Origin of the sequence: Pantoea sp. GM_Pan_4, assembly GCF_026541005.1 — a bacterium.
Classification (GTDB): domain Bacteria; phylum Pseudomonadota; class Gammaproteobacteria; order Enterobacterales; family Enterobacteriaceae; genus Pantoea; species Pantoea dispersa.
This window is the reverse complement of sequence record NZ_JALNUZ010000002.1, coordinates 20,033-44,501: the sequence shown is the minus strand read 5'-3', so window position 1 is coordinate 44,501 and position 24,469 is coordinate 20,033. Positions and strand designations below refer to the sequence as shown.

Below are 24,469 nucleotides of genomic sequence, written 5' to 3'. Positions count from 1 at the left end.
CGATAAAGAGAATAATCCGGACTGACGCCCGGATTGCGGTCAGATAGCCCAGCCGCCCGCGTAGAACGCCACCAGCGCCACAGCAATCACCACCGTGCCAGCGTTGAGCTTGCGCCACTCGCCGGCAAACAGGCGGCCAATCACCAGCGCGGCAAAGCCGAGCATGATGCCGGTGACGATGTTGCAGGTCAGTACGATGAATACCGCCGTCAGCAGGCCAGACATCGCATCGACGAAATCATTGAAGTCGATTTTGGCCACGTTGCTCAGCATCAGCAGGCCGACATACATCAGCGCGGGTGCGGTGGCATAGGCCGGAACCAGATAAGCCAGCGGCGACATAAACAGAATCAGCAGGAACAACAGACCCACGACAATCGCCGTCAGGCCGGTTTTACCGCCGGCGGCAGTACCCGCAGCGGACTCGATATACACTGCGGCGGGCGAGGCACCCACCAGTCCGGCAAACAGGCTGCTGATTGAGTCGGTGGTCAGCGCGCGACCGCCATTGATAATCTGGCCCTCTTTATCCAGCAGGTTCGCCTGCCCGGCCACCGCACGAATGGTGCCGGTGGCATCAAACACCGCGGTCATCACCAGCGCCAGCACGCTCGGTAACACCACCGGCTGCAGCGCACCCATGATATCCAGGCTAAACATTGCCGACTGGCCGCTGGCATCACTCAGGCTTGGCATGGCAAACAGCCCCTGCCACTTTACCGCCGGGTCGAAAATCAGCCCAAGCAGCGAAATCGCAATGATGGTCAGCAGAATGCCGCCCGGTACCCGTCGTTTTTCCAGACCAAAAATCGCCGCCAGCCCGATCAGCGCCATGATCACCGGGAAAGAGGTGAAGTGGCCAAGCGCCACCGGCAGGCCTGCCGCCGGGTTTTTTACCACCAGGCCAATGCCATCGGCGGCAATCAGCAGCAGAAACAGGCCGATACCGACGCCCGTGCCGTGCGCCACGCCCATCGGCAGGTTACGCAGAATCCACGCGCGAATGCCGGTTACGGAAATCAGCGTGAACAGCAGGCCCATCAGGAAGACCGCGCCCAGCGCCACCGGCACGCTAATGTGCTGGCCCAGTACCAGGCTGAACGCGGTGAAGGCGGTCAGGGAGATGGCGCAGCCAATCGCCATCGGCAGGTTGGCCCACAGTCCCATGATGAGGGAGCCAAAGCTGGCCACCAGACAGGTAGCGACAAACACCGCCGTCGGTGAGAAGCCCGCTTTACCGAGCATGCCAGGCACCACGATGACTGAATAAACCATCGCTAAAAAGGTGGTGAGGCCAGCCAGCACTTCCTGCCGCACACTGCTGCCGCGTGCTGAAATGTGGAACCAGGCGTCCAGTTTTCCCCTGGCCGGGCGTGATTCGCCAGACATAGTTATTCCTCTGTGTTTTTTAAGATATAGGTCACCGCGCGGCTCGCGTTTGCGCATCATCCTGGTGAAGATGTCTCAGAGAGAAAAGCAGGCAAACGATTACGTGGCCGCGTATTCCAGGTCAAAAAGGGGTGACGCGGAAAAAAGGCAAACGATTATCTGGCGTTTGGGGTGGCGTTTTCAACTGCTAATCACCTGGCAGGCAGGATAATGCGCAGCTCTGGCGCCATTATGGCTGGCGTTACGCTAGCGGGAGCAGGAAATCATGGAGGAAAAAGGCTGGCATTTCAGGTGGTTTGCTGCGGTGCCGCGACAGCGCGTCGCGGCATCCTGTATCGTCGCGTTACCGCTGCGCCTCAGCCGTTATTGAACTGAATCGGGCCGCCCTGCTCCAGCGCGCGCTGCCACGCGGCGCGCTGCTGCATATTCTCAAGCCAGCGCGCCGTGGCGGGCATCTCACCCAGCGCGCCGCGCATCTGCAACGCCAGCAGCGGAAAACTCATCTGCACATCGGCAATGCTGAAGCGTGAACCGGCAAAAAAGCGCTGCTGGCTCAGATGCTGCTCAATCACGCGCCCGTGGAGCGCCAGCTGCTTGTTCAGCCACGCTTTCTGAATGCCTTTACTCAGCGCCACGCCGGCCGGGCGCAGCAGCCACGGCACCGGCTTTTTACCAAGCTGAGCAAACACCAGCTTCATCACCAGCAGCGGCATCAGCGAACCTTCAGCATAGTGCAGCCAGTAACGCGCCTGAATTTGCTCCTCTTCCTCATGCAGCGCCAGCAGATGCTCGCTGTCATACTTTAGCTGCAGATATTCGAGGATGGCGCCCGATTCGGCGATCACCCGATTGCCATCGGTAATCACCGGCGATTTACCCAGCGGGTGCACTTTCTTTAATTCGTCCGGCGCCAGCAGGGTATTTTCCCGCTGATAGCGTTTGATTTGATACGGCACCGCCAGCTCTTCCAGCAGCCACAGCACCCGATGAGAACGGGAGTTTTCCAGATGGTGAACGGTAATCATGCGCGATTCCTTGCTGCTAAGGGTTGGCATCTAGTATAGCGGATTAACGCTGCGGCTCGTCCTGTTGCGGATCGAGCAGGACCGCTCCGGAGCCCTGCTGCCCCAGACGGTCACCCGGATTGCGCAGTGGACAGTCGCGCATCGACAGGCAGCCGCAACCAATGCAGCCGTCAAGATCGTTGCGCAGACGCGTCAGGGTTTCGATGCGTTTATCCAGCTCTTCGCGCCAGTGCTGCGTCAGCGCGTCCCACTCCTGCGTCGACATACGCTTATTCGCCGGCACGTGCATCAGGCTGTCGCTGACCGTCGCCAGCGGAATCCCGATGCGCTGGGCAATTTTGATAATCGCCACGCGGCGCAGCACATCACGGCTATAGCGGCGCTGATTACCGCCATTGCGCGTGCTGCTGATCAAGCCTTTGCTTTCATAAAAGTGCAGCGCCGATACCGCCACGCCGCTGCGTTTCGCCACTTCGCCCGGCGTCAGCACCGGTTTCGGGTAATTGCGTTCTTTTTTCATTTAGGGCCTTTACCTCAAGTTAACTTGAGGAATTATACTCGCACCCCAGCAAAACAGCGAATTTCAAACCAGTCGATAACCTTGCAGAAGGAACAGGCTATGATGCAACAGGAAATCATCCATTCACTGACTAACTGGATCGATCAGAATCTGGATAAAACATTGTCGATTGATGAAGTGGCGGCAAAATCGGGTTACTCGAAATGGCACCTGCAGCGTATGTTCCGTACAGTTACGAAACAAACGCTGGGTGGTTATATTCGTGAGCGCCGTCTCACGCTGGCCGCCGAAGCCTTGCATCAGACGCAGCGTCCGGTATTCGACATTGCGATGCAGTACGGCTACGACTCGCAGCAGACGTTTTCGCGCGTGTTCCGCCGTCAGTTCTCGCAAACCCCTACCGCTTATCGTCACAGCATGCGTCGCCAGGCGATGGTGCAGCGTCCGCGTCTGGTCAACTTTGACTGCAGCGAAGGCATGAACAGCTTTGCCCAGCGCACCACCGGCGAGTGCTGCCCGGTACGCTGAAGTCAGTGCGCCCCACGCGGGCGCGCCTTTCCCCTCATCTCCACCTTCCTCCAGCCCTTTCTTTGCCTGCCATACCAGGTCTAAATTTTGTTCAAATTTTCAAATCCAGTGATATAATGTGACCCAAGTCACAGATTCGAGCTGTATTAAGACGACAGAAGGGCTTCCCTGACCTCCCTTTTCTGCCGCCAGTGATGTCCGATGAATGTCAGGGATATTACTGATCTCAAGAGGTTTTTCGCCGATGGCTACGTTAACTACCAGTCTGATCGTCATGCGTTGGGAACTGCTCAGCGCGGTAATGATGTTCTTCGCCAGCACCATGAAAATTAAATTGCGTCAGAACAGCCACCACGTGATGGCGCTGATGTGCGGCGGCGTGGGCGTAGCGATGTCATGCTGGTTCGTTACCGGTCTGCTCGGCATTACGCTGAGCATGGAAAACGTGCATAACTTTATGTCCATCACCAAAGAAGCGTTTATTCAGGTGATGAGCCAGACACCAGCCGACTGGCCAATGCCGTAAACGCGGCGCATAAAAAACCCCGCTAAGCGGGGTTTTTTATTTTGCTGTGTGATTTCAAATTTTCTTCAATACGGCTGGAAGTGGTACTTCCGGCACCGTGACGTCCGATCTCTGCGTATCGCGACGATCCTGAATCCACATATCACCCATCATCTGATTAAGCCCCCGATCCAACCCGGTGACCAGCCCGGCGCCTGGCGTGAACGTCAGCTCACCGAAGTAGATCTGTTCGCCATCGATATACCAGTCCACGCGCACATAATCGAAGTCGCTGGCCAGCGTTTTACTCAGCGCCAGCGCGTGCTGCAGCTGTGGCAGCAACGGTGACACATCCAGCCCGGTATCACGGATTTTGTGATACGCCTCGTTAAGATTGTTGACGTAAAAGTTCATCGACAGCAGCGGATTACAGCGGTTGTAGATCACCTGCAGCACATATTCAAAATTGCCGTCGCGCTTGTTGAACATGTGAAACTTGTAATCGATCGGCGCGGTTTTGCCATCGCCGATGTACTTCTCCACCAGAATGCGCGGCTTGATATAGCGATAGTGAATCTCGCGCGCCTCGTTGGCGAAGTCGGTCTTCAGCCAGCGCTGGCAGTCGCTGATAATCTGCTGTTTTTTCAGCGCATCCGGTTCTTCCAGCAGGATCTCAACCATGTTGGAGCCGTGATTCGGCTTGATAACCGTGTTCTTCCAGCTCGGCAGCGTATGCAGTGAGTGCGGATCGCTGGTCTCATAAACCAGCGGAATCAGATACTCACTGCCCACCTTTTCGGCAATGTACTCACGCACCGAAAATTTGTCCGACAGGCGGCCATAGCACTGGTAGTCGCCGTAGACGAATTTGCGATACAGCACTTTCTCGTTGAACACCTTCGGCTGACGCAGGTTCGGCAGCTTACGGAATTTGTGAAAGTAGTAGATGCGATCCTGGTAAGCCCAGGGCATCTTTTTGATGAAATACTGTACGCTTCTTCTGAGTTCGTCTTTCAACCTGATCATATCTGACCTCATTTGTAGGTTTTGTAGTTGAGTGAGGAAACCTGAATTTTTTGGATGACGCCGTTTTTGAAGAAGTAATTCATTACGGTCAGGGACAGTAACTCCGTGATGAAGACGCTCCAGGCGGCACCCATGATGCCGTAGCCCTGGATCAGCCACCACGACAGCGGCAGGCTGATGACCATCAGACAAATGATCTTCTTCAACAGATAGTTAAACCCGCCCTCTTTCACCATGTAGCGATAAGCGACGGTCCCCATTGCCGAAAAGCAGGTTGCTAACGACAGTAACGTAATGAGACTTCCGGACTGTGTGTACTCGTGACCATATAAAGCGATGATGATTTTTTCGCCGTATAAGGCGATCACCGCTAATAACAGCAATGAAACTCCCATGACATAGCCGTTCAGCCGCGCGGTGAGCTTGATCGCGGCTGCTCCACGCTCGCGGAAAATCTCCGAGAAGCAGGAAGTGATGATGGCAACCGGGATAAAAATCCAGGAAGCCGAAATGGTATTCGCGGCGGCGAACAGGCCAAGGTCGCGCGCTGAGGCGATGCCCGCGAGGAACATCTGTGCGGCTTTCACCTGCACCGAGATAAAGATGCTGGAGATGGCCAGCGGCAGGCCGGCATACATCAGGTAGCGCAGGTAGGTGGTGCGCTTGTCCTGCGGCGGTGCCAGATCCTGATGTTCGCGATAGAAATTGACGCGCTTGATGGCGTACGGCACCAGTGTGACGGCCACAATCGAGGCGGTGAGCCACAGTGGATTGAGATGCAGCCAGGCGATGGTGAAGCTCATGGCAAAGCCCAGCAGCAAGCCGGCCGAGTTAGCAATGGTATTGAGCCGCGACGCCAGTCGCGCATTGTTATAAACGCTGAACGTGTCCTGGGTGACAAACACCGACGAGATAAACGAGGCCAGTGCAAACGCAAGGAAGTTTTCCTGCATGTTGTACCAGACCCAAATCAACACCGGGATTGATGTCAGCAACAGTAGCACCAGGCGCATGGTCCGCGCCACGGTCATCAGCCGCAGGCCTTTCGGCGCACTTTTGCTGATGCGCTTGAACAGGATGGTTTCGGTACCAAAAATCGCCACGGTTTGCACCATGGAGAACAGCGAGGTCGAAAACGCCATTTGACCAAACACCGTTGGGCCAAAGGATTTTGCCACGTAGGAGGTCACAAATATGACGCCGAATACCGAGACGATCTTCTCAGACATCATCCAGGCGGCATTAGACATTACGCTCAATTTCATTGACTGGTCCTTAGTATTACGTACAGCAACTGCTTTTCGGTACAACGTCCTTGAAATGAATTAACAAGCGCTCAGTGGGCCTGACACAATTTAATAACTTCAAACCAGGCTGGTCCGAAAAATGAGACTCGCGTCAGAGTTTAGCGATTAAATTCAGGAAAATTCCGATTAAACCTGGTGCGAAGCCCGATGGATGTAAACGATTTCAACCCGAATTCAGGACAAAAGTTCACAGGCATATCCTGAGTTTTTTGCAAGCAGGCTATGCCGAATTTCCAATGATTGTCGTATTTTTCTGCATTTGGGATGGAATGAATCTATATCAAAAACCCAGCACCAGGAAGGCGTTCAATGGCATTCAGAATAAAATAAGATTTATCCCATGATGATATTTATTCTAAATAACTTAATTTAACCCTCGCAATTCTAATCGCGCACTTTAATACTGCATTAATACCGTTTTTGCAGTACCAGATATTAATACAGTAATTCTCATCCACTAATTGATAAGAAAGGTAAGAGCATTTATGAGAAAGTCACGATATAGCGAAGAGCAAATCACAAATGCCATTAAAGCTTCTGAAACGGGAGTGAAAGTCAGGGAGATTTGTGAGGAGCTGGGCATTTCCGAGGCCACCTTCTATAGCTGGAAGAAGAAGTTCTCCGGGCTTTCTTCAGAGGAGGGTCGAAAAATCAAGGAGTTGGAGGATAAACTGCAGAACCTTACGCGCGAGCTGCAGACCCTGAGCTCCGACAAGGAGATGCTGCAAAGCGTGCTGAAAAACTTCTTCACTACGAATGAAAAGCGTCAGGCGGTCAACTTCCTGCAAACCACTTTCGACATCGGTACCCGTCGCAGCTGTCGTTTACTGGATATTAGCCGTAGCGTTTATCATTACCCTTCCGGTTCCGATAATCGCTAATACCATTGAGGCCGATGTTATATGACTTAATGCTGAGATTTGTTCTTACCAGAAGAGATGAAGATCATTAAATTCGGCATTCGCTACATAACAATTCGAACCACTTTTTCCTGATGAATGCCATCACGGAATCACTTCCTTTTTTGCGGTAAAATTGATTCACACCAGCAAAAGCCTCGCGTTTCAAGCCATTTAGACTTAGCCCAATCTCATTTCGGTGAGATTGGTGCTTAGTCTATTACTTCACGATTACTAATAATCAGACCTGATCACAGACAATTCTGTTAAGCGTTAATGAACAACACGGTGTAACCGCTCACACATTGGCTCAGTTTTAAACTGGATCTGGCCGCTGCGTTTATGATCGCTTTGGCGATCAGCGCTAGTCGGCTAACTCTTAAACCACACCAGGAATACTCCGGTTCAAAAACGTTATGATGTTTAAACTATAAAGCCGAAAAACGGTTATCCACGGTAAATACTGCGCTTAAATCCATCGTCATCTTTAATCTTTTTTTCTGGCAGCTGTTGGGAATCATTCTTAACAATGCCGGTAACGCTTAAGGCTAAGGTGGCTTCTCACGCTGGATTTTCAGTGCCACAGCCGGGTAAAAATCCGACTGGCGGAGAGTTTTTTACGCGCTAAACCGGCGAATTGTTGCCCGATATGCGCTTTTTTTATCCCACCGGAATGCTAAAAGGCAGCTAAAGTCGACCTTTTACCGTGCTGACGGCAGAGAGTTTTATAGCGGAAGAGAATGAAAACCGGGCAGCCGTAGCGCTGCTCGGTTATATAGCGTGCGCGTGGCGGCCAGTATCAGGTCACTGAGGCGGGATTATCGGCTGGTCAAATTCCTAAAATATCAGAGGAAAGCGCTGCTGAGTGGATGACTCAGCAGCAGGGCAGGGTTAAGGAAGTGCGGTCAAGCGCTGCGGTTTAATGCGCATGGCATAGATCACGCCAACGATCAGACAGCCGATACCGATGCTGGTGAGCAGCGGTGGCCAGCTCTGGCGGTAAATAAAGGTCCACAGCAGGCCAGAGAGCGTCTCGAATACGATGAGCGGCCCCATCACTACCGTTGGCAAACGCTGACTGGCGGCATTCCAGCACAGCGCCGCCAGCCATGAGCAGAACAAACCAATCGCCAGCATCAGCCAGATAAAGCGCGCCGGCTGCGGGCCGAACGGCAAAGCGAAATCGGGCTGCTGCCAGTGAATCTGCAGGCTCACCAGCCCATAAAACACCAGCGCCAGCGGCAATGTCACCAGCCCCTGCGCGGTGGCCCAGCTCGACGGTTTGTGCTGAGGATGTTCGCGCAGCCAGCGCGCATTGCGCAGCGGATACCAGGTCCAGCACACCACTGCCAGCACCGCCAGCAGCAGACCACTCAGGTAGCCCCAGAGATCAAATGCCGACCCCTGCCCGTGCAGTTCCGCCGCGTTGACGCAGCCCAGCCCGACAGCAATGATGACCAGCGCGGGCATCAGGCGGCGCCACGGCAGTCGCCCTTCGAGGTGGCCATAACAGAGGTTAGCGGTAACGGTGATCACCACCGGCAGCGTGCCGATGATCATGGTGGAGACCGGTGCGCCGGTGCGCTGAATCGCGCTGGCGAGGCAGGCGTAATAGAGCAGATTGCCCACCAGCGACAGCTTCACCGCCTCCGTCCAGTCCGGGCGCGTCAGCTGTTTTAGCCGGCGCCGGCTGAGCCACGCCAGCGGCAGCACCACCAGACCAAAGGCAACATAGCGACCCGCCGATTGCAACGTGCCCGGATAATCGGGTATCAGCAGCGGCCCGACAAAAATCATGCCCCACATCAGCCCCGCCGCGAGGGCAAACACTATTCCTGCAAACATACACCTTTCCTTTATCTTCAATCCGCCACAGTGTGGCGCAGGAAAAGGTGAAAGGCTTGTAGCAGATTGCGGTTAACGTGCGCTGAACACCTGCTTTTGATAGCGTCCCGGCGTAATGCCGTAGCGATGGGCAAACGCCCGCGTCAGATGCGCCTGGTCGGTGAGGCCAACCGCCGCCGCCACACTGGCGGCGCTCTCGCCCTGCGCCAGCCGCTGCTTGGCCTCGAACAGGCGGAAGGCCATCAGCATTTGATGGGGAGTGACGTGAAAGTGTTGTTTGAAACTGCGCAGAAAATGCCACGGCGACAGCGATACCAGCGCCGCCAGCTCCTCCAGCCGCACCGGTTCTGCCAGGTTATCGCGCAGCCAGGCTTTTACCACATCAAAGCGGTGGGCGCCTTCGCGCGGCCGCGCGACGCCCTGCTGCGCCAGCGGACGCAGCCACTCCAGCAGATCCAGCAGCGCGCCCTGCCGCTCGAGCGCACTTTGCGCCTGCCACATCTGTGCCAGCGCATGGGAGAAAGGTTGTGCCAGACGCGCATCGGTGCGCAGCGCATCGCTGAACCACCAGTTGCGATCGCCGGTCAGCCGATCCATCTCCGCCGGATCGATATAGATCATGCGATAACGCCAGCCTTCGGCGCAGGCCGATTCACCGGTGTGCAGTTCATCGGGATTCATCATCACCAGCGAATGCACCGGCGCGACATAATTGGTGCCGCGGTAGCGAAAGCGCTGCGCGCCGGATTCGATGGTGCCAATCCCGAAGGCTTCGTGGGTATGGGGCTCAAAAGCGTAGCGGGAGATGTGCGCCTGATAAAGCTCAATGCCCGGCAGCTCAGCAAAGTGCTGAAACTGCGCACGATCCTGCTCACAGGGAAAGACTTCAGGAACCACCGTCACCACACACCTCCATACGCTATCAGGCAGTAAGCATGCGCGGCGCGCACCAAAAAAGCAAAGCCCAATCGCTTTACGCGCCTACCCGTTCAGCGCGACACTGGGGCCTGACCTATAAAGGAGGCGACAATGGCACAACGGGTGGTAATGGTAGTGGATATGCAAAATGGCGTGCTGGCAACGCCGCGTTACGACCGCGCCGGACGCTGCGCGCGCATTAATCAGCTGATGGCCGCCGCCGATCAGGTCATTTTTATTCAGCATAGCGGGCCGGATTTAGCCGCTGACTCCGCAGACTGGCAAATAGTCGCCGAACTGGAACAACCCGCCGACGCGCTTTACATCACCAAAACCGCCTGCGACAGCTTCTGGCAAACCGGGCTCGCGGCGCAGCTTGAACAGCATCAGATTGAAAGCTTTGTCATTTGCGGCTGCGCCACCGATTATTGTGTCGATACCACCATCAAAGTCGGGGCCAGCCTTGGCTATCACATCACCGTGGCGGCCGACGCCCACACCACCGCCGATCGCACTTATGTGTCGGCGCAGCAACTTATTAATCAGCACAACGAAGTGTGGGCGGATTTGATCATGCCGGGCAATCCGGTGCGGGTTAAAACCACGGAAGAATTACTGCGGGAGTGGCGCGCGCATTAAGGGTTGCGCTATTGAAATAATCTGACAAGTGTCAATAATAGAGCAGGACACTTGTCTGTATGGAGTTTTCAGATGCGAGCTTATATTCCTCAGCATGGAGCCAATGACAACGCGCTGTGGCGGGTTGCTGGCCTGCCTCCACGTGGTATTGAGTTAACGCGTATGCTGGAAGCCGGTTTGCCGGTGGCCGTCATTGATGATATCCGTCACTGGTCGGCCATGACGCGCGCCGAAATCATGAAGGTCACAGGGATTAATGAACGCAACATTGCCCGTCGTAAAAGCACGGGTAAAAGTCTGTCACCCGACGAGAGTGAACGTGTCGCCCGCTTCGTCCGCGTGATGGATGCCGCCGTTCAGCTTTTTGCTGGTAATAAAGAAGAGGCCACCCAGTGGCTGAGCCGACCGGTGAAAGGGTTAGGCAATGTTGCGCCCATCACCTTACTGACGACGGAGAGCGGTGCGCTGGATGTTCTCGATCTGATCGGTCGTCTGGAGCACGGTGTTTTCTCGTGATTTTTTATCGGCTGACGAAGAGCCAGTATGCGGCTGAAGCCTGGTCCGGTTATGGGGCAAAACAGTATGGTGGACGCTGGAATCATAAAGGCTATCCCACCATTTATGTTGCCACGTCGGTGTCACTCGCAGCACTGGAAGTGCTGGTCCATATCGGAAGAGAGTCGGTGCTGGATGAGTACACCTTATTCAGTATCGACATCCCGGATGCTGAAGTTGCCTATCTTGCTGAAGCATTTTTACCGCCGGACTGGCGTCATGATCCAGCGCCACTGTCGACAATGGATCTCGGCACCGGCTGGCTGCAATCCGCTGAAGGCGCCGCGCTGATGCTACCTTCAACGATTATCCCGATGGAAAACAAAGCAATATTAAATCCGCTTCATCATTCTTTTAAAAGCGCTCTTACCAGAGTGAAAGAATTACCTTTTGTCTTTGATCAACGCCTTATAAAGGGATGATTTTTCCTCGCGTAAAAGGACATTAAATGAAAACAGCAAAATTAACCGCTAAAAGAATAATTTACTTTTACTACGCAGTCATTTATTACTTTTGTATTTCAATAACTTTGTTAGCCAAAATAGAAACAGTTAAAAGAAGTATAACAGCGTTAGTATTGTTTTTATTTTCTCTGATCATTTTTTTTACATTTATGGCTAAAGGATTTTTCAGAAGCCCATCCCACAAAGGCATTATTAAGAGCCCTAAGCACAGAAAGATAATAACGCAATACAACTCCAGCATTGTATTAGCACTTTATTCTTCAATTATTTTTTTCTGTGCTATCTTATCTTATCTTTTTCAGACCGAAAAAACAGTTTCACTTTTATTGTTAATAAGCTCGACAGTATTACTTTTCCTTTCTTCCAGCGTCTTCCTTTCTGAAAGTAACATCTACAACCAGCATTACAAAAGTGCCACGTCATGGATAGTTAAAATCGGCTGGATAGTAGGCTCCTTCTACGCCTATGCGCAAGCCAGACACGATTTTATGAACATCGCCGATTTAACTTATGACCAGACTGCATCACGCTTTTGTGTCATTCTCTATGCGGGCTTGATTCTCATGACATATGTTTCACTGGCAGTTACCTCTGCAGGGGTAGCTTTATTTTTCTTCGAAAAAACCAGCACCAACGTCAATAAAAAAGATATTATTATTATTAGAGACTCATTCCCTCTATTTATCCCACTAACCATGACAGCCATTGTCACTCTATTAATAATAACATCTAATTTAAAGCTAGTATTTAATACTGCTCTAAACATCAGTATTCCTGTGGATGCTACCGAAACATTCAAATGTAATGATGCATCAATGATGCTTGCAGGAAAAGGAGAAAAATATTACCTACTACTTAATGAAGGTGAATATCGTGTTTTTACACATAGAAATGAAAATTGGTACAGTTCAAGATTAACCTGTCTTAAAGAAAAACCTTATTTCGAAACATCTGAAATAAAAAACAAGGAAGACATCATTAAAAGTAACTTTGAAAACCTAAAGAAAAATGCACTGGATAATTTCAATGCAATAATTAAATAGAAAATAATAAAAAAACCCTCGCAGAAGCGAGGGCTGGATAACGCGTTGATCGGTACGCCAATCAGAACGGGATATCGTCGTCGAAATCCATTGGTGGTTCGTTGTTCGCCGGTGCGCTCTGCTGCTGTGGACGCTGCTGCGCGCCGCCGCTGAACTGGTTGCCCCCACCCTGCGGCTGCTGCGGCTGGCCCCAGCCGTTATTGTTGCCGCCGCCCTGGCCGCCCATGGGTGCGCCACCGCCATTGCCGCCCTGCTGACGACCACCCAGCATCTGCATGGTGCCGCCCACGTTCACCACCACTTCGGTGGTGTATTTGTCCTGGCCGCTCTGGTCCTGCCATTTACGGGTGCGCAGCTGGCCTTCAATGTAGACCTGCGAACCTTTACGCAGATATTCGCCGGCGACTTCGGCCAGCTTGCCGAACAGCACGACGCGGTGCCATTCGGTGATCTCTTTGTTTTCACCGGTTTGCTTGTCGCGCCAGCTCTCTGACGTGGCCAGCGTAATGTTGGCTACCGCGCCACCATTCGGCATGTAGCGCACTTCCGGATCCTGACCCAGATTCCCGACAAGAATCACTTTGTTTACGCCACGACTGGCCATGTTGCTGTCTCCCGATGAGTTGATGCTAAAAGTCTAAGCGAAAAATTGTATCACGTCACAATGACGCTTCCCACTTTCGAGCGGGATTCCAGTTTTTCGACCGTGACAGGATAGCAAAAACACTGGATATTTATTCAGTTTATTTTTTGTGCCATAATGATGCGTTTCTGCTGGTCGTGCTGGCAAGGCATGGCGAGCGTTGCCTAATCCGGGAAAGGTGAATGGATAAGATTGAAGTCCGCGGTGCTCGCACCCATAATTTGAAGAATATCAACCTGATCATCCCACGCGACAAGCTCATTGTAGTGACCGGTCTGTCGGGTTCCGGTAAGTCTTCGCTGGCGTTTGATACGCTGTATGCCGAAGGCCAGCGCCGCTATGTTGAATCGCTTTCTGCCTATGCGCGCCAGTTTCTTTCCTTAATGGAGAAACCGGACGTAGACCACATTGAGGGGCTGTCGCCTGCCATTTCCATTGAGCAGAAATCGACGTCGCACAACCCGCGCTCGACCGTCGGCACCATCACTGAAATTCATGACTATCTGCGTCTGCTGTTTGCCCGCGTGGGTGAGCCGCGCTGTCCGGATCATAACGTCACGCTGGCGGCACAAACCGTCAGCCAGATGGTCGATCAGGTCCTGGCGCAGGAAGAGGGTCGGCGCCTGATGCTGCTGGCGCCGGTGGTAAAAGATCGCAAAGGCGAGCACACCAAAACGCTGGAAAATCTGGCGGCGCAGGGCTACATCCGCGCACGTATCGATGGCGAAGTGTGCGATCTGTCGGATCCACCTAAGCTGGAGCTGCAGAAGAAACACACCATTGAGGTGGTGATCGATCGTTTCCGCGTGCGTGACGATCTGGCGACGCGTCTGGCCGAATCCTTTGAAACGACGCTGGAACTGAGTGGCGGCACGGCGATCGTCGCGGATATGGACGATCCCGATACCGAAGAGATGCTGTTCTCGGCCAACTTTGCCTGCCCGGTGTGCGGTTACAGCATGCGTGAGCTGGAGCCGCGCCTGTTCTCGTTCAACAACCCGGCCGGTGCCTGCCCGACCTGTGACGGCCTCGGCGTTCAGCAATATTTCGATCCCGATCGCGTGGTACAAAATCCGGAGCTGTCGCTGGCCGGTGGCGCCATTCGCGGCTGGGATCGCCGTAACTTCTACTATTTCCAGATGCTGCGCTCGCTGGCGGAACATCTGGATTTCGATGTTGAAGCGCCGTTCAATAGCCTGAGCGACAAAGCGCGCGAAGTGATTCTGTACGGCTCCGGCAAAGAGAACATTGAGTTCAAATATATCAACGATCGCGGCGATACCTCGGTGCGTCGTCATCCGTTCGAAGGCGTGCTGCATAACATGGAGCGCCGCTACAAAGAGACGGAATCCAACGCGGTGCGCGAAGAGCTGGCGAAGTTTATCAGCAACCGCGCCTGCGCCAGCTGCGAAGGGACGCGCCTGCGTCGTGAAGCGCGCCATGTGTTCGTGGAAGATACCAACCTGCCGACCATCTCGGATATGAGCATCGGCCACGCCATGGACTTCTTCCGCAATCTCAAGCTGAGCGGCCAGCGCGCCAAGATCGCCGAGAAAGTGCTGAAGGAAATTGGCGACCGTCTGAGCTTCCTGGTCAACGTCGGCCTGAATTATCTGTCGATGTCGCGTTCAGCGGAAACGCTGTCCGGCGGTGAAGCACAGCGTATTCGTCTGGCGAGCCAGATTGGTGCCGGTCTGGTTGGCGTCATGTACGTACTGGATGAACCGTCCATCGGTCTGCATCAGCGCGACAACGAGCGCCTGCTGTCGACGCTGATTCACCTGCGCGATCTCGGTAATACCGTGATCGTGGTTGAGCATGATGAAGACGCGATTCGCGCCGCTGACCATATTATCGATATCGGTCCGGGCGCTGGCGTGCACGGCGGCCAGGTGGTAGCCGAGGGTGATGTGCATGCCATTATGGCGCACGAAGATTCTCTCACCGGTCAGTTCCTCAGCGGCAAGCGTGAAATCGCGGTGCCGGCAGAGCGGGTGAAAGGCGATCCGTCCAAAGTACTGAAACTGAGCGGCGCGCGCGGTAATAACCTGAAGGATGTCACGCTGACGGTTCCGGTTGGGCTGTTTACCTGTATCACCGGCGTGTCCGGCTCCGGCAAATCAACGCTGATTAACGATACGCTGTTCCCGATTGCGCAGCGCCAGCTGAATGGTGCTACCAGCGGTGAAGCTGCGCCGTATCGCGAGATCGCCGGGCTGGAGCACTTCGATAAAGTGATCGACATCGATCAGAGCCCGATCGGCCGGACGCCGCGCTCAAACCCGGCCACCTACACCGGGATTTTTACCCCGGTGCGTGAACTGTTTGCCGGCGTGCCGGAAGCGCGTTCGCGCGGCTACAATCCGGGCCGCTTCAGCTTTAACGTGCGCGGCGGGCGCTGTGAAGCCTGTCAGGGCGACGGCGTGATTAAGGTCGAAATGCACTTCCTGCCTGACATTTATGTACCGTGCGATCAGTGCAAAGGCAAACGCTATAACCGCGAAACGCTGGAGATTAAATACAAAGGCAAGAGCATTCACGAAGTGCTGGAGATGACCATCGAAGAGGCGCGTGAGTTCTTTGATGCGGTACCTGCACTGGCGCGTAAGCTGCAGACGCTGATTGATGTCGGTCTGTCGTACATTCGTCTTGGCCAGTCGGCAACCACGCTGTCCGGCGGTGAAGCGCAGCGCGTTAAGCTGGCGCGTGAGCTGTCGAAGCGCGGCACCGGTCAGACGCTGTACATTCTAGATGAACCGACCACCGGCCTGCATTTTGCCGACATCCAGCAGCTGCTGGAAGTGCTGCATCAACTGCGCGATCAGGGCAATACCATCGTGGTCATTGAGCACAACCTCGACGTGATCAAAACCGCTGACTGGATTGTCGATCTCGGTCCGGAAGGCGGCAGCGGCGGTGGTGAAATCCTGGTGGCTGGTACGCCGGAAACCGTTGCACAGTGCGAAAAATCGCATACTGCACGCTTCCTCAAGCCGATGCTGAAAAAATAGGTTTAACGCGCCGCACCCGCTGTTGCGGCGCGTTTTTTCTGATCTCGCCACGGCTCACCGCTCCGGTTACTCGCCAGCCGGTGCCATTGTCTGAATGCCTTAGCAAATGCAGAAACAGGCAAGAAACAGACAACTTCAGGCATATACGCATCGCGTCCCGCTGACTATTCTTACTGCGTTCCTTTTGGCGCCGCTGACGCGCCTCTGTCCTTCAGTGTCATCACTGAACGGACCCCTCGCAAAAAATACTCACGACACATCTGACTGGAGACACCATGAATATTACGCATGCCTATGCCGCACAGGACGCGAAAGCCAAACTCGCCCCGTTCGATTATAAGCCGCGCGAACTGCGCGCTCATGATGTGCAGATTGAAGTGTTGTACTGTGGCGTCTGCCACTCGGACCTGCACCAGGCGCGCAACGAATGGCGCAACACCGTATTCCCGGTGGTGCCAGGCCATGAAATCGTGGGTCGCGTCACCGCCGTTGGCGCGCACACGCACAAATATAAAGTGGGCGATTTAGTCGGCGTCGGCTGTATGGTCGACTCCTGCCGCAGCTGCCCAAGCTGTCAGGAAGGACTCGAACAGTACTGTGAAAACGGCTTTGTTGGCACTTACAACGGCCAGGATCGTGAAACCGGCGCCATCACCTACGGCGGCTACTCCACCAGCATGGTAGTTGATGAAAGTTTTGTACTGCGCGTACCGGAAAACCTCGATCTGGCGGGCGTTGCGCCGCTGCTGTGCGCCGGTATCACCACCTATTCCCCGCTGCGTCACTGGAATGTCGGTCCCGGCAAAAAAGTCGGTATCGTTGGTCTGGGCGGCCTCGGCCATATGGGCGTGAAGATCGCGCATGCGATGGGCGCGCACGTGGTGCTGTTCACTACCTCACCGTCAAAAATTGAAGATGGCAAACGCCTCGGCGCTGACGAAGTGGTGATTTCGAAAGATGCTGACCAGATGGCACAACATACCAACAGCTTCGACTTCATCTTAAATACCGTCGCCGCGCAGCACGATCTCAACCCGTTTATCGCCCTACTGAAGCGCGACGGCAACATGACGCTGGTCGGCGCGCCGGAGCACGATCATCCGGCGCCACAGGTGTTTAACCTGATCCTCAAGCGTCGCAGCATTGCCGGTTCACTGATTGGCGGTATCGCCGAAACCCAGGAGATGCTGGATTTCTGCGGCAAGCACGGCATCACCTCAGATATTGAGCTGATCGCCATGAACCAAATCAACGATGCCTACGAGCGCATGCTGAAAAGCGACGTGAAGTATCGCTTCGTGATTGATATCAACACCCTGCGTGAAGAGTCTGCGGCTTAATCAGCGCGTCTCATCATCATGGCTGACGCCCGCCGCGCGCGTGGCGTCAGCCTGTTGCCACGATGCATCAACCAGATAGTAAATCTGCGAATCTTTCAGCGATCCATCCAGCCACAGCGTGCTCCAGTGCGACTTATTGAGATGTTCACTGGGAAACACATCGTGGTGTTCATCGCGCAACAACTCCGCCAGCGCGGGCGAGGTCTTCAGCGACAACGCCGGTCGTCCTTCAACGTCATGTACCATGGCAAACAGCACGCCATCGCTTTTCACCTGGGTTGCGTCCCACTCATCTTTATAACTTTGTGAAGCGCCCGGTTTGCTCATGCAGTAGGTCAGTAAATCCGACGTGTTCATGTTTTATTCCCCTTGTAAGGTGGCGACGATGCGCCGCGCGCCGCCGTGTACCCGATGTTCACCCAGCCAGATCCCCTGCCAGGTGCCGAGCAGCAGTTTGCCGCGGCTGACCGGGATCAGCAGCGATACGCCAAGCAGTGACGATTTGATGTGCGCCGGCATATCGTCAGCGCCTTCATAGTCGTGCTGATAGGGCGCATCCTCTGGAACGTGCCGCAGAAAGTGCTGCTCCATGTCGCTGCGCACCGTAGGATCGCAATTTTCATTGAGCGTCAGCGACGCTGAGGTGTGCTGCAACAGCAGATGCAGCTGGCCGATGCGCAGGTCCGTTAAGCCATTAAGCTGGCCGACAATCTCGTCGGTGATCAGATGAAAGCCGCGCGCCTTCGCGCTCAGCGTGAGAGTTTGTTGCTGCCACATGCCACATTCCTGGGTTAAACCGTTTACTTAAGTGTGCAGCATGTCGGCGAAAGGTAAACCCTTCAGCGGGAAAAAGCGGCAGAGCGCTTGCTCTGCCGCCGGCGCATCAGTCGCTCAGCTTGTCAGCCAGCGCTTTTACCGTGGTGATATCGTCCTGCGTTACCGCCGCCAGACGCGTGCCGTACTCGCTATCGGCCTTATAAAAGAACGAGAGCATCGCCAGCCGGCTTTGCGCGTCGGCGCTTTTCAGCGCGCTACCGAGCGAGGTGATCAGATCGCCCCGCTCTTTCGCGTTAAAGGAACGATACAGTTCCCCTGCCTGGCGGAAATTCTGCGGTTTGGCGATCATCGCCTGCTGCGTACTGCCACTAAGCGGCGTATGGCTGTAACGCGCGCTTTGCAGCTCTTCACGCGGATAGATGCGGCTTGGCTGGTAATTAACGCCCTTGTCATCGGCGTTACCGCTGTCCATCAGGCCATCCTGATTGCCGTTGCTGACCGGTACGCGCGGCGCGTTGACCGGCAGGCTAAGGCCATTCGCGCCCACGCGGTACAGCTGGGTATCAGCATAAGAGAACAGGCGGCCCTGCAGCAGGCGATCTTCAGACGGCTCAATGCCCGGGACCAGATTGGACGGCGCCATTGCCACCTGCTCAGTTTGCTGGAAGAAGTTGTCGACGTTGCGATTCAGCACCATCTGCCCGACTTTAACCTCGGGCACGTTCGGCCAGATTTTGGTGGAGTCGAGCGGATTGAAATCGAACTTATCCAGTTCGCTGGCTTTAATGGTCTGAATGTAGAGATCCCACTTCGGAAACGCTTTGCGGTTAATCGCCGCCACCAGATCTTCAGTCATGTGGCTGTAACTGCGGCCCTGGATCGCTGCCGATTCAGCCGGATCGAGGTTGCGTTCGCCCTGCAGCGTTTTCCAGTGAAACTTCACGTAGTGCACTTCGCCTTTGCTGTTCACAAACTTGTAGGCGTGCACGCTGTTACCGTCCATTTCGCGATAGGTCGCCGGCGTGCCCATGTTGGAGAACAGCATGGTGAGCGCGTGCGTGGCTTCCGGCACGTGGGAGAAGAAATCGAAGGTGCGCGCATCGTTATCGAGGTTAGTGCGCGGATCCGGTTTAAACGCGTGCACCATATCAGGGAACTTGATCGCATCGCGGATGAAGAACACCGGCAGGTTGTTGCCCACCAGATCCCAGTTGCCCTGGCTGGTATAGAATTTGGTGGCAAAACCACGCGGATCGCGCAGCGTTTCCGGCGAATGCTTGCTGTGCACCACGCTGGAGAAGCGCACGAAGACCGGCGTCACCGTTCCCGGTTTAAACACCTCAGCGATAGTCAGATCGCTGATATCTTTGCTGGCGCGAAATTCACCGTGCGCGCCGGTGCCACGCGCGTGCACCACACGTTCCGGAATACGTTCACGATCAAAGCGCTGCAGCTTTTGAATCAGCTGCACGTCCTGTAACAGCACCGGGCCATTGGCGCCGGCAGTTTGTGAATTCTGGTTATCGCCGACCGGCGCGCCGTTATCACGCGTCAGCTCAACGGCCGCAGCAGGCAGTGCGAGCGCCAGCGTCATGGCAATGCAGAGGGGTTTCAGTGCGGAGGGGAAATAGCTCATGGGCGGTTCCTTATTGTGATTGGCGAGCGCTCTGGCAGTGCGCCAAAGCGCGCCGGCAAAAAATAGCGCCCTCACTAACAGGAACACACAAGACCCGTCCCGATTACCCGGAGTTAAGGTGTTATACCCATGCGGAATGCGGCCGTCAGCCAGCATGGTTGGCAAAGAGAAGCGTGGAAAAGCGGGGTGCGGGAGAAAGTACAGCGGGAACAGACAATGCGTGGATGACTGAAACGGGTGCCTGCCAGCCGCGGGCTGACAGGCACCGCGTCAATTACATTACGGCAGCAAACGCCTCAGCCACCTGATTGACGTTGCGGCTGTTGAGACCGGCGACACACATGCGGCCGCTGGCGATCAGGTACACGCCGAACTCTTCGCGCAGGCGGTCCACCTGCTGCGCGCTCAGGCCGGTATAGCTGAACATGCCGCGCTGCTTCAGCAGATAATCAAAGTTTTTGCCGGGCAGTTTACTGTTCAGCACATTGACCAGCACCTGGCGCATTTCGATGATGCGCAGGCGCATCGCTTCCACTTCCGCCAGCCAGTTGTTGAGCAGCGCTTCGTCGTTCAGCACGCAGGAAACCACCTGAGCACCGAAGTTCGGCGGGCTGGAGTAGTTGCGACGCACGGTCGCTTTCAGCTGACCCAGCACGCGTGCCGACTCTTCTGCGCTGTCGCAGACAATCGACAGCCCGCCAACGCGCTCACCGTACAGCGAGAAGATTTTCGAGAAGGAGTTGCTCACCAGCGCCGGCAGGCCCGCCGCGGCAATCACGCGAATCGCATAAGCGTCCTCTTCCATGCCGGCACCAAAGCCCTGGTAGGCGATGTCGAGGAACGGAATCAGCTCCTGCGCTTTCAGGACCTCAACAGTTTGATCCCACTGCGCGTTGGTCAGATCCGCACCGGTCGGGTTGTGGCAGCACGGATGCAGCAACACGATGGATTGCTTCGGCAGCGTTTTCAGTTTGGCGATGAAGGCATCGAACTTCACGCCGTTGGTGGCGTCGTCGTACCACGGGTAGGTGTTAACGTTAAACCCGGCACCGTTAAAGATCGCCACATGGTTTTCCCATGTCGGATCGCTGACCCATACGCTGGCGTCCGGGAAGTAACGCTTCAGGAAATCTGCGCCCACTTTCAGCGCGCCGGATCCGCCCAGCGTCTGGATGGAAGCAATGCGCCCCGCCTGCAGCATCGGGTGCTCTTTACCAAACAGCAGCGGCGCAATGGCGTTACGATATGGACCCAGCCCTTCCATTGGCAGATAGAGCGAAGCCTGATGTGGCTGCGCCTGCAAACGCTCTTCCGCGGCGGCCACCGCCTGCAGCTGAGGAATGATGCCGGCTTCGTTGTAATAGAGGCCGATGCTCAGATTCACCTTGTGGTCACGCGGGTCCTGTTTGAAGGTTTCCATCAGCGACAGAATCGGATCGCCAGCATAGGCATCAACGTTTTGAAACACGGTGCAGATCTCCATGATTATTCATAAATGTGTGGGTCGACGTCATCAAACAAAATAGCGGCCGGGACGGTGATTCATGGCGATGATGAGATTGAGCATCACCGCGCCGGCGATGGAGGCCAGCAGCATCGGCAGCGATACCACAAAAAGCGAGGCCAGTACCACACAGGTATCCAGCGCCATTTGCAGTTTGCCGGCGCGCAGACCAGAGCGATCCTGCAGCCAGAGCGCCAGAATATTGATACCACCGAGGCTGGCTTTGTGACGAAACAACACTATAAACCCAATCCCCATCACCACGTTACCGAACAATGTCGCATAAAACGGATTTAGCGCAGAAAAATGGATAAACAGCGGGTGCAAATGGGTGAACAGCGATACCAGCCCCACCGCACAGAAGGTTTTCAGGGTAAATTCCCAGCCCATGCGACGAATGGCCAGCCAGTAAAACGGCAGGTTAATCAGAAAGAAGGCGCTGCCGAACGAGAGCGGCGACAGGTAGCTGATGAGAAAAGCCACGCCCGCCGTACCGCCGGTCAGCGCGCCCGCCTGTTTCAGCAAAATGACGCCAAACGACACCATCAGCGTGCCAAGCACGATAGCCAGCGCATCTTCTGTACGGGTGTGGGGAATGCGGGAAGGTTGTACAGCGTTATCCATGGCGCGATCTCTTTGCAAATGATGGCGTTCATTTGCAAAAAACGCACCACATCGGCGGCTTCCTGTCGCCGCCGATGGGTGCCAGCGATTATCCAATTGATAACTAAGGCGCTTTATTGCAGGTTTATGTGCATCAATCTGCTGTAAAATAATCGATGCATGCACAAATTCGGTTTTTGGTGCGCGCTTTGCGCGAAAAACGGCACAAATATGCACCACACTGGCACATCATGCACTCTTTTGGCGCACTTTGTGCTCGGGGATCATCATCAAGCCGTTCTCTTTTAAACGGTTGAGTACCACCGAGGTTTTCACGTGCGCCACGCTTTGATGGCCAGCGACGAGCTGACTGATCAGCGCGCTCAGCGCCGCTAAATCGGCCACCGCGACTTTTAACAGATAGTCGGCGTCACCAGTGGTTTTGAACGCGTCGACAATCGCCGTTTCCTGCTCCACCATGCGGTGAAAACTCTCTTCGTAATCGGGCGTGTGATTTTTTAGTCGCACCTCGATCAAGCCGACCATGCCCAGCCCTACCGCGTCTGGCGAGAGCCGCGCGTGATAGCCAAGAATAAGATTTGCCTGTTCGAGATTAATGCGCCGGCGTGAACATTGCGACGCCGAAAGTCCGACTAAATCACTGAGTTCCTGGTTGGTAAGGCGGCCGTTAGATTGTAGTAGTGTCAGTATCTTAAGGTCGTAATCGTCTACCTGAGTCATTCTGTATCCACAGCGTTATAGGATTCGCTTTGCTACAGATAACCTGATAATTGACGAGGTTGTCCAACACTATTTTCTGATGACGTGAAATGCATGCACAAATCGTGCATGCAACTGCGGAAGCGCGATTATTCGTCGTCGTATTGCGGTCCGGCGTAGTTATCAAAGCGTGACCACTGGCCGTTGAACGTCAGACGTACTGTGCCGATCGGGCCGTTACGCTGTTTACCGATGATGATCTCGGCGATGCCTTTCAGATCGCTGTTTTCGTGATACACCTCGTCACGATAGATGAACATGATCAGGTCCGCATCCTGCTCGATCGAGCCCGATTCACGCAGATCCGAGTTAACCGGACGCTTATCGGCGCGCTGCTCCAGCGAGCGGTTAAGCTGCGACAGCGCCACCACCGGTACATTGAGCTCTTTCGCCAGCGCTTTAAGCGAGCGTGAGATCTCGGCGATCTCCAGCGTACGGTTGTCAGAGAGCGCCGGTACGCGCATCAGCTGCAGGTAGTCGATCATGATCATGCTCAGGCCGCCGTTTTCACGGAACACGCGGCGCGCGCGTGAACGCACTTCGGTTGGCGTCAGACCGGACGAGTCATCGATGAACATGTTCTTCTTTTCTAACAGGATGCCCATGGTGGCCGAGATGCGCGCCCAGTCTTCATCCTCCAGCTGACCGGTACGGATACGCGTCTGATCAACGCGCGACAGCGAGGCCAGCATACGCATCATCAGCTGTTCGCTGGGCATCTCGAGACTGAAAATCAGCACCGGTTTGTCTGTCAGCATGGCGGCGTTTTCGCACAGGTTCATGGCGAAAGTGGTTTTACCCATCGACGGACGCGCCGCGACAATGATCAGATCTGAACCCTGCAGACCGGCGGTTTTCTTGTTGAGATCCTGATAGCCGGTATCGACGCCGGTGACGCCATCATGCGGCGTTGATACCAGCGCTTCAATGCGCGATACCGTCGCTTCGAGAATCTGCTCGATATTTTGCGGGCCTTCATCCTTATTGGCGCGCTGTTCGGCAATTTTAAAGACGTTGGATTCAGCAAAATCCAGCAGCTCTTCGCTGCTACGGCCCTGCGGATCGTAACCAGCATCAGCGATCTGATTGGCCACCGAAATCATCTCACGCACTACCGCACGTTCACGCACGATGTCGGCGTAAGCGCCGAGGTTTGCCGCACTTGGGGTATTTTTTGCCAGCTCGGCCAGATAGGCAAAGCCGCCCGCCATCTCCAGCTCGCCGCGGGTTTCCAGCGACTCTGACAGGGTGATCAGATCGATAGGCTGACCGGCTTCCAGCAGGCGCTGCATTTCAGAGAAAATCATGCGGTGCGAGCGGTTGAAGAAGTCTTCAGCTACCACGCGCTCGGAGACGTTATCCCAGCGTTCGTTATCCAGCATCAACCCACCGAGCACCGACTGCTCCGCTTCGAGAGAGTGCGGCGGCATTTTCACGCCTTCGAGCTGCCGATCGCGGGGTTCGTTCGATTTGTTGGTGGGTTTATTTCCTGCCATAGTGAATGCATTACCG

Annotated in this window: 24 protein-coding genes; 9 read left to right on the top strand and 15 right to left on the bottom strand. The window is 54.9% G+C overall.

Annotated features, from left to right (window positions below; all coding sequences use genetic code 11):
- Positions 1–39: 39 nt before the first annotated feature.
- The 3 genes from OXR61_RS06190 to soxR all read right to left on the bottom strand — a co-directional run bounded on the left by OXR61_RS06190 (position 40) and on the right by soxR (position 2,934).
- Positions 40–1,389 (bottom strand): NCS2 family permease, encoded by a 1,350-nt coding sequence (locus OXR61_RS06190; protein WP_021507829.1) that lies wholly within the window; start codon positions 1,387–1,389, stop codon positions 40–42.
- Between the two features lie 356 nt (positions 1,390–1,745).
- Positions 1,746–2,414, bottom strand: coding sequence for a glutathione S-transferase (locus OXR61_RS06185; RefSeq protein WP_021507831.1), 669 nt, complete (start codon positions 2,412–2,414; stop codon positions 1,746–1,748).
- A 43-nt stretch (positions 2,415–2,457) separates the two neighbouring features.
- A complete protein-coding gene (gene soxR, locus OXR61_RS06180; RefSeq protein WP_021507832.1) occupies positions 2,458–2,934 on the bottom strand; it encodes a redox-sensitive transcriptional activator SoxR in 477 nt (158 codons plus the stop codon).
- A gap of 99 nt (positions 2,935–3,033) precedes the next feature.
- Between soxR and soxS the strand changes: the two genes are divergently transcribed.
- Together soxS and OXR61_RS06170 are read left to right on the top strand one after the other, a co-directional pair.
- Entirely contained in the window at positions 3,034–3,462 is a 429-nt protein-coding gene (gene soxS / locus OXR61_RS06175) for a superoxide response transcriptional regulator SoxS (protein ID WP_021507833.1), read from the top strand.
- 244 nt (positions 3,463–3,706) lie between these two features.
- Entirely contained in the window at positions 3,707–3,988 is a 282-nt protein-coding gene (locus OXR61_RS06170) for a YjcB family protein (protein WP_010618515.1), read from the top strand.
- 54 nt (positions 3,989–4,042) lie between these two features.
- On the opposite strand, the gene OXR61_RS06165 is transcribed toward OXR61_RS06170, so the two are convergent.
- Together OXR61_RS06165 and OXR61_RS06160 are read right to left on the bottom strand one after the other, a co-directional pair.
- Positions 4,043–4,993 (bottom strand): ATP-grasp fold amidoligase family protein, encoded by a 951-nt coding sequence (locus OXR61_RS06165; protein WP_031279756.1) that lies wholly within the window; start codon positions 4,991–4,993, stop codon positions 4,043–4,045.
- 8 nt (positions 4,994–5,001) lie between these two features.
- Entirely contained in the window at positions 5,002–6,258 is a 1,257-nt protein-coding gene (locus tag OXR61_RS06160; protein WP_021507835.1) for a polysaccharide biosynthesis C-terminal domain-containing protein, read from the bottom strand.
- A gap of 527 nt (positions 6,259–6,785) precedes the next feature.
- Between OXR61_RS06160 and OXR61_RS06155 the strand changes: the two genes are divergently transcribed.
- Positions 6,786–7,181 carry a transposase gene (locus tag OXR61_RS06155; protein ID WP_031279757.1) on the top strand — a complete coding sequence of 132 codons (396 nt, stop codon included), beginning with the start codon at positions 6,786–6,788 and terminating at the stop codon, positions 7,179–7,181.
- A 909-nt stretch (positions 7,182–8,090) separates the two neighbouring features.
- Here the strand turns inward: OXR61_RS06155 and OXR61_RS06150 are convergent.
- Positions 8,091–9,044, bottom strand: coding sequence for a DMT family transporter (locus OXR61_RS06150; protein WP_021507837.1), 954 nt, complete (start codon positions 9,042–9,044; stop codon positions 8,091–8,093).
- A 72-nt stretch (positions 9,045–9,116) separates the two neighbouring features.
- Positions 9,117–9,947, bottom strand: coding sequence for an AraC family transcriptional regulator (locus tag OXR61_RS06145; RefSeq protein WP_021507838.1), 831 nt, complete (start codon positions 9,945–9,947; stop codon positions 9,117–9,119).
- Between the two features lie 126 nt (positions 9,948–10,073).
- Between OXR61_RS06145 and OXR61_RS06140 the strand changes: the two genes are divergently transcribed.
- The 4 genes from OXR61_RS06140 to OXR61_RS06125 all read left to right on the top strand — a co-directional run bounded on the left by OXR61_RS06140 (position 10,074) and on the right by OXR61_RS06125 (position 12,663).
- Positions 10,074–10,601, top strand: coding sequence for an isochorismatase family protein (locus OXR61_RS06140; RefSeq protein ID WP_021507839.1), 528 nt, complete (start codon positions 10,074–10,076; stop codon positions 10,599–10,601).
- A gap of 72 nt (positions 10,602–10,673) precedes the next feature.
- Positions 10,674–11,117: an antitoxin Xre-like helix-turn-helix domain-containing protein gene (locus OXR61_RS06135; RefSeq protein ID WP_021314045.1), complete on the top strand. Its 444-nt coding sequence runs from the start codon at positions 10,674–10,676 to the stop codon at positions 11,115–11,117.
- Entirely contained in the window at positions 11,114–11,578 is a 465-nt protein-coding gene (locus OXR61_RS06130) for an RES domain-containing protein (RefSeq protein WP_021507840.1), read from the top strand. The genes OXR61_RS06135 and OXR61_RS06130 overlap by 4 nt, the downstream gene beginning before the upstream one ends.
- A gap of 26 nt (positions 11,579–11,604) precedes the next feature.
- Positions 11,605–12,663 (top strand): hypothetical protein, encoded by a 1,059-nt coding sequence (locus OXR61_RS06125; RefSeq protein ID WP_021507841.1) that lies wholly within the window; start codon positions 11,605–11,607, stop codon positions 12,661–12,663.
- A 61-nt stretch (positions 12,664–12,724) separates the two neighbouring features.
- Here OXR61_RS06125 and ssb1 read toward each other — a convergent pair whose 3' ends face one another.
- Positions 12,725–13,267 carry a single-stranded DNA-binding protein SSB1 gene (gene ssb1 / locus OXR61_RS06120; protein ID WP_021507842.1) on the bottom strand — a complete coding sequence of 181 codons (543 nt, stop codon included), beginning with the start codon at positions 13,265–13,267 and terminating at the stop codon, positions 12,725–12,727.
- A gap of 221 nt (positions 13,268–13,488) precedes the next feature.
- Here ssb1 and uvrA point away from each other — a divergent pair, with 221 nt between their 5' ends.
- Both uvrA and OXR61_RS06110 read left to right on the top strand, forming a co-directional pair.
- Positions 13,489–16,317 carry an excinuclease ABC subunit UvrA gene (gene uvrA / locus OXR61_RS06115; RefSeq protein WP_021507843.1) on the top strand — a complete coding sequence of 943 codons (2,829 nt, stop codon included), beginning with the start codon at positions 13,489–13,491 and terminating at the stop codon, positions 16,315–16,317.
- Between the two features lie 275 nt (positions 16,318–16,592).
- The gene (locus tag OXR61_RS06110; RefSeq protein WP_021507844.1) at positions 16,593–17,657 is read left to right on the top strand and encodes an NAD(P)-dependent alcohol dehydrogenase; all 1,065 of its coding nucleotides are present in this window, start codon (positions 16,593–16,595) and stop codon (positions 17,655–17,657) included.
- Here OXR61_RS06110 and OXR61_RS06105 read toward each other — a convergent pair whose 3' ends face one another.
- The 7 genes from OXR61_RS06105 to dnaB all read right to left on the bottom strand — a co-directional run bounded on the left by OXR61_RS06105 (position 17,658) and on the right by dnaB (position 24,453).
- Positions 17,658–18,014 carry an MmcQ/YjbR family DNA-binding protein gene (locus tag OXR61_RS06105; RefSeq protein WP_021507845.1) on the bottom strand — a complete coding sequence of 119 codons (357 nt, stop codon included), beginning with the start codon at positions 18,012–18,014 and terminating at the stop codon, positions 17,658–17,660.
- Between the two features lie 3 nt (positions 18,015–18,017).
- Positions 18,018–18,434 carry a secondary thiamine-phosphate synthase enzyme YjbQ gene (locus OXR61_RS06100; protein WP_021507846.1) on the bottom strand — a complete coding sequence of 139 codons (417 nt, stop codon included), beginning with the start codon at positions 18,432–18,434 and terminating at the stop codon, positions 18,018–18,020.
- A 106-nt stretch (positions 18,435–18,540) separates the two neighbouring features.
- Positions 18,541–20,070 (bottom strand): catalase, encoded by a 1,530-nt coding sequence (locus tag OXR61_RS06095; RefSeq protein WP_021507847.1) that lies wholly within the window; start codon positions 20,068–20,070, stop codon positions 18,541–18,543.
- A 274-nt stretch (positions 20,071–20,344) separates the two neighbouring features.
- Positions 20,345–21,538, bottom strand: a complete 1,194-nt coding sequence (locus OXR61_RS06090; protein WP_031279758.1) for an amino acid aminotransferase — start codon at positions 21,536–21,538, stop codon at positions 20,345–20,347.
- 45 nt (positions 21,539–21,583) lie between these two features.
- A complete protein-coding gene (locus OXR61_RS06085; RefSeq protein ID WP_021507849.1) occupies positions 21,584–22,198 on the bottom strand; it encodes a YitT family protein in 615 nt (204 codons plus the stop codon).
- A 228-nt stretch (positions 22,199–22,426) separates the two neighbouring features.
- Positions 22,427–22,918 (bottom strand): Lrp/AsnC family transcriptional regulator, encoded by a 492-nt coding sequence (locus OXR61_RS06080; RefSeq protein WP_031279759.1) that lies wholly within the window; start codon positions 22,916–22,918, stop codon positions 22,427–22,429.
- 128 nt (positions 22,919–23,046) lie between these two features.
- Positions 23,047–24,453, bottom strand: a complete 1,407-nt coding sequence (gene dnaB, locus OXR61_RS06075) for a replicative DNA helicase (protein ID WP_021507851.1) — start codon at positions 24,451–24,453, stop codon at positions 23,047–23,049.
- Positions 24,454–24,469 lie beyond the last annotated feature (16 nt).

Excerpts from the sequence above, each read along its gene's own strand:
- OXR61_RS06110 (WP_021507844.1), top strand. The coding sequence starts at position 16,593 with ATGAATATTACGCATGCCTATGCCGCACAGGACGCGAAAGCCAAACTC.
- OXR61_RS06100 (WP_021507846.1), bottom strand. The coding sequence starts at position 18,434 with ATGTGGCAGCAACAAACTCTCACGCTGAGCGCGAAGGCGCGCGGCTTT.
- OXR61_RS06190 (WP_021507829.1), bottom strand. The coding sequence starts at position 1,389 with ATGTCTGGCGAATCACGCCCGGCCAGGGGAAAACTGGACGCCTGGTTC.
- OXR61_RS06105 (WP_021507845.1), bottom strand. The coding sequence starts at position 18,014 with ATGAACACGTCGGATTTACTGACCTACTGCATGAGCAAACCGGGCGCT.
- soxS (WP_021507833.1), top strand. The coding sequence starts at position 3,034 with ATGATGCAACAGGAAATCATCCATTCACTGACTAACTGGATCGATCAG.
- OXR61_RS06095 (WP_021507847.1), bottom strand. The coding sequence starts at position 20,070 with ATGAGCTATTTCCCCTCCGCACTGAAACCCCTCTGCATTGCCATGACG.
- OXR61_RS06080 (WP_031279759.1), bottom strand. The coding sequence starts at position 22,918 with ATGACTCAGGTAGACGATTACGACCTTAAGATACTGACACTACTACAA.
- soxR (WP_021507832.1), bottom strand. The coding sequence starts at position 2,934 with ATGAAAAAAGAACGCAATTACCCGAAACCGGTGCTGACGCCGGGCGAA.
- ssb1 (WP_021507842.1), bottom strand. The coding sequence starts at position 13,267 with ATGGCCAGTCGTGGCGTAAACAAAGTGATTCTTGTCGGGAATCTGGGT.
- OXR61_RS06155 (WP_031279757.1), top strand. The coding sequence starts at position 6,786 with ATGAGAAAGTCACGATATAGCGAAGAGCAAATCACAAATGCCATTAAA.
- OXR61_RS06160 (WP_021507835.1), bottom strand. The coding sequence starts at position 6,258 with ATGAAATTGAGCGTAATGTCTAATGCCGCCTGGATGATGTCTGAGAAG.
- dnaB (WP_021507851.1), bottom strand. The coding sequence starts at position 24,453 with ATGGCAGGAAATAAACCCACCAACAAATCGAACGAACCCCGCGATCGG.
- OXR61_RS06140 (WP_021507839.1), top strand. The coding sequence starts at position 10,074 with ATGGCACAACGGGTGGTAATGGTAGTGGATATGCAAAATGGCGTGCTG.
- OXR61_RS06150 (WP_021507837.1), bottom strand. The coding sequence starts at position 9,044 with ATGTTTGCAGGAATAGTGTTTGCCCTCGCGGCGGGGCTGATGTGGGGC.
- OXR61_RS06085 (WP_021507849.1), bottom strand. The coding sequence starts at position 22,198 with ATGGATAACGCTGTACAACCTTCCCGCATTCCCCACACCCGTACAGAA.
- OXR61_RS06125 (WP_021507841.1), top strand. The coding sequence starts at position 11,605 with ATGAAAACAGCAAAATTAACCGCTAAAAGAATAATTTACTTTTACTAC.
- OXR61_RS06185 (WP_021507831.1), bottom strand. The coding sequence starts at position 2,414 with ATGATTACCGTTCACCATCTGGAAAACTCCCGTTCTCATCGGGTGCTG.
- OXR61_RS06170 (WP_010618515.1), top strand. The coding sequence starts at position 3,707 with ATGGCTACGTTAACTACCAGTCTGATCGTCATGCGTTGGGAACTGCTC.
- OXR61_RS06165 (WP_031279756.1), bottom strand. The coding sequence starts at position 4,993 with ATGATCAGGTTGAAAGACGAACTCAGAAGAAGCGTACAGTATTTCATC.
- uvrA (WP_021507843.1), top strand. The coding sequence starts at position 13,489 with ATGGATAAGATTGAAGTCCGCGGTGCTCGCACCCATAATTTGAAGAAT.
- OXR61_RS06135 (WP_021314045.1), top strand. The coding sequence starts at position 10,674 with ATGCGAGCTTATATTCCTCAGCATGGAGCCAATGACAACGCGCTGTGG.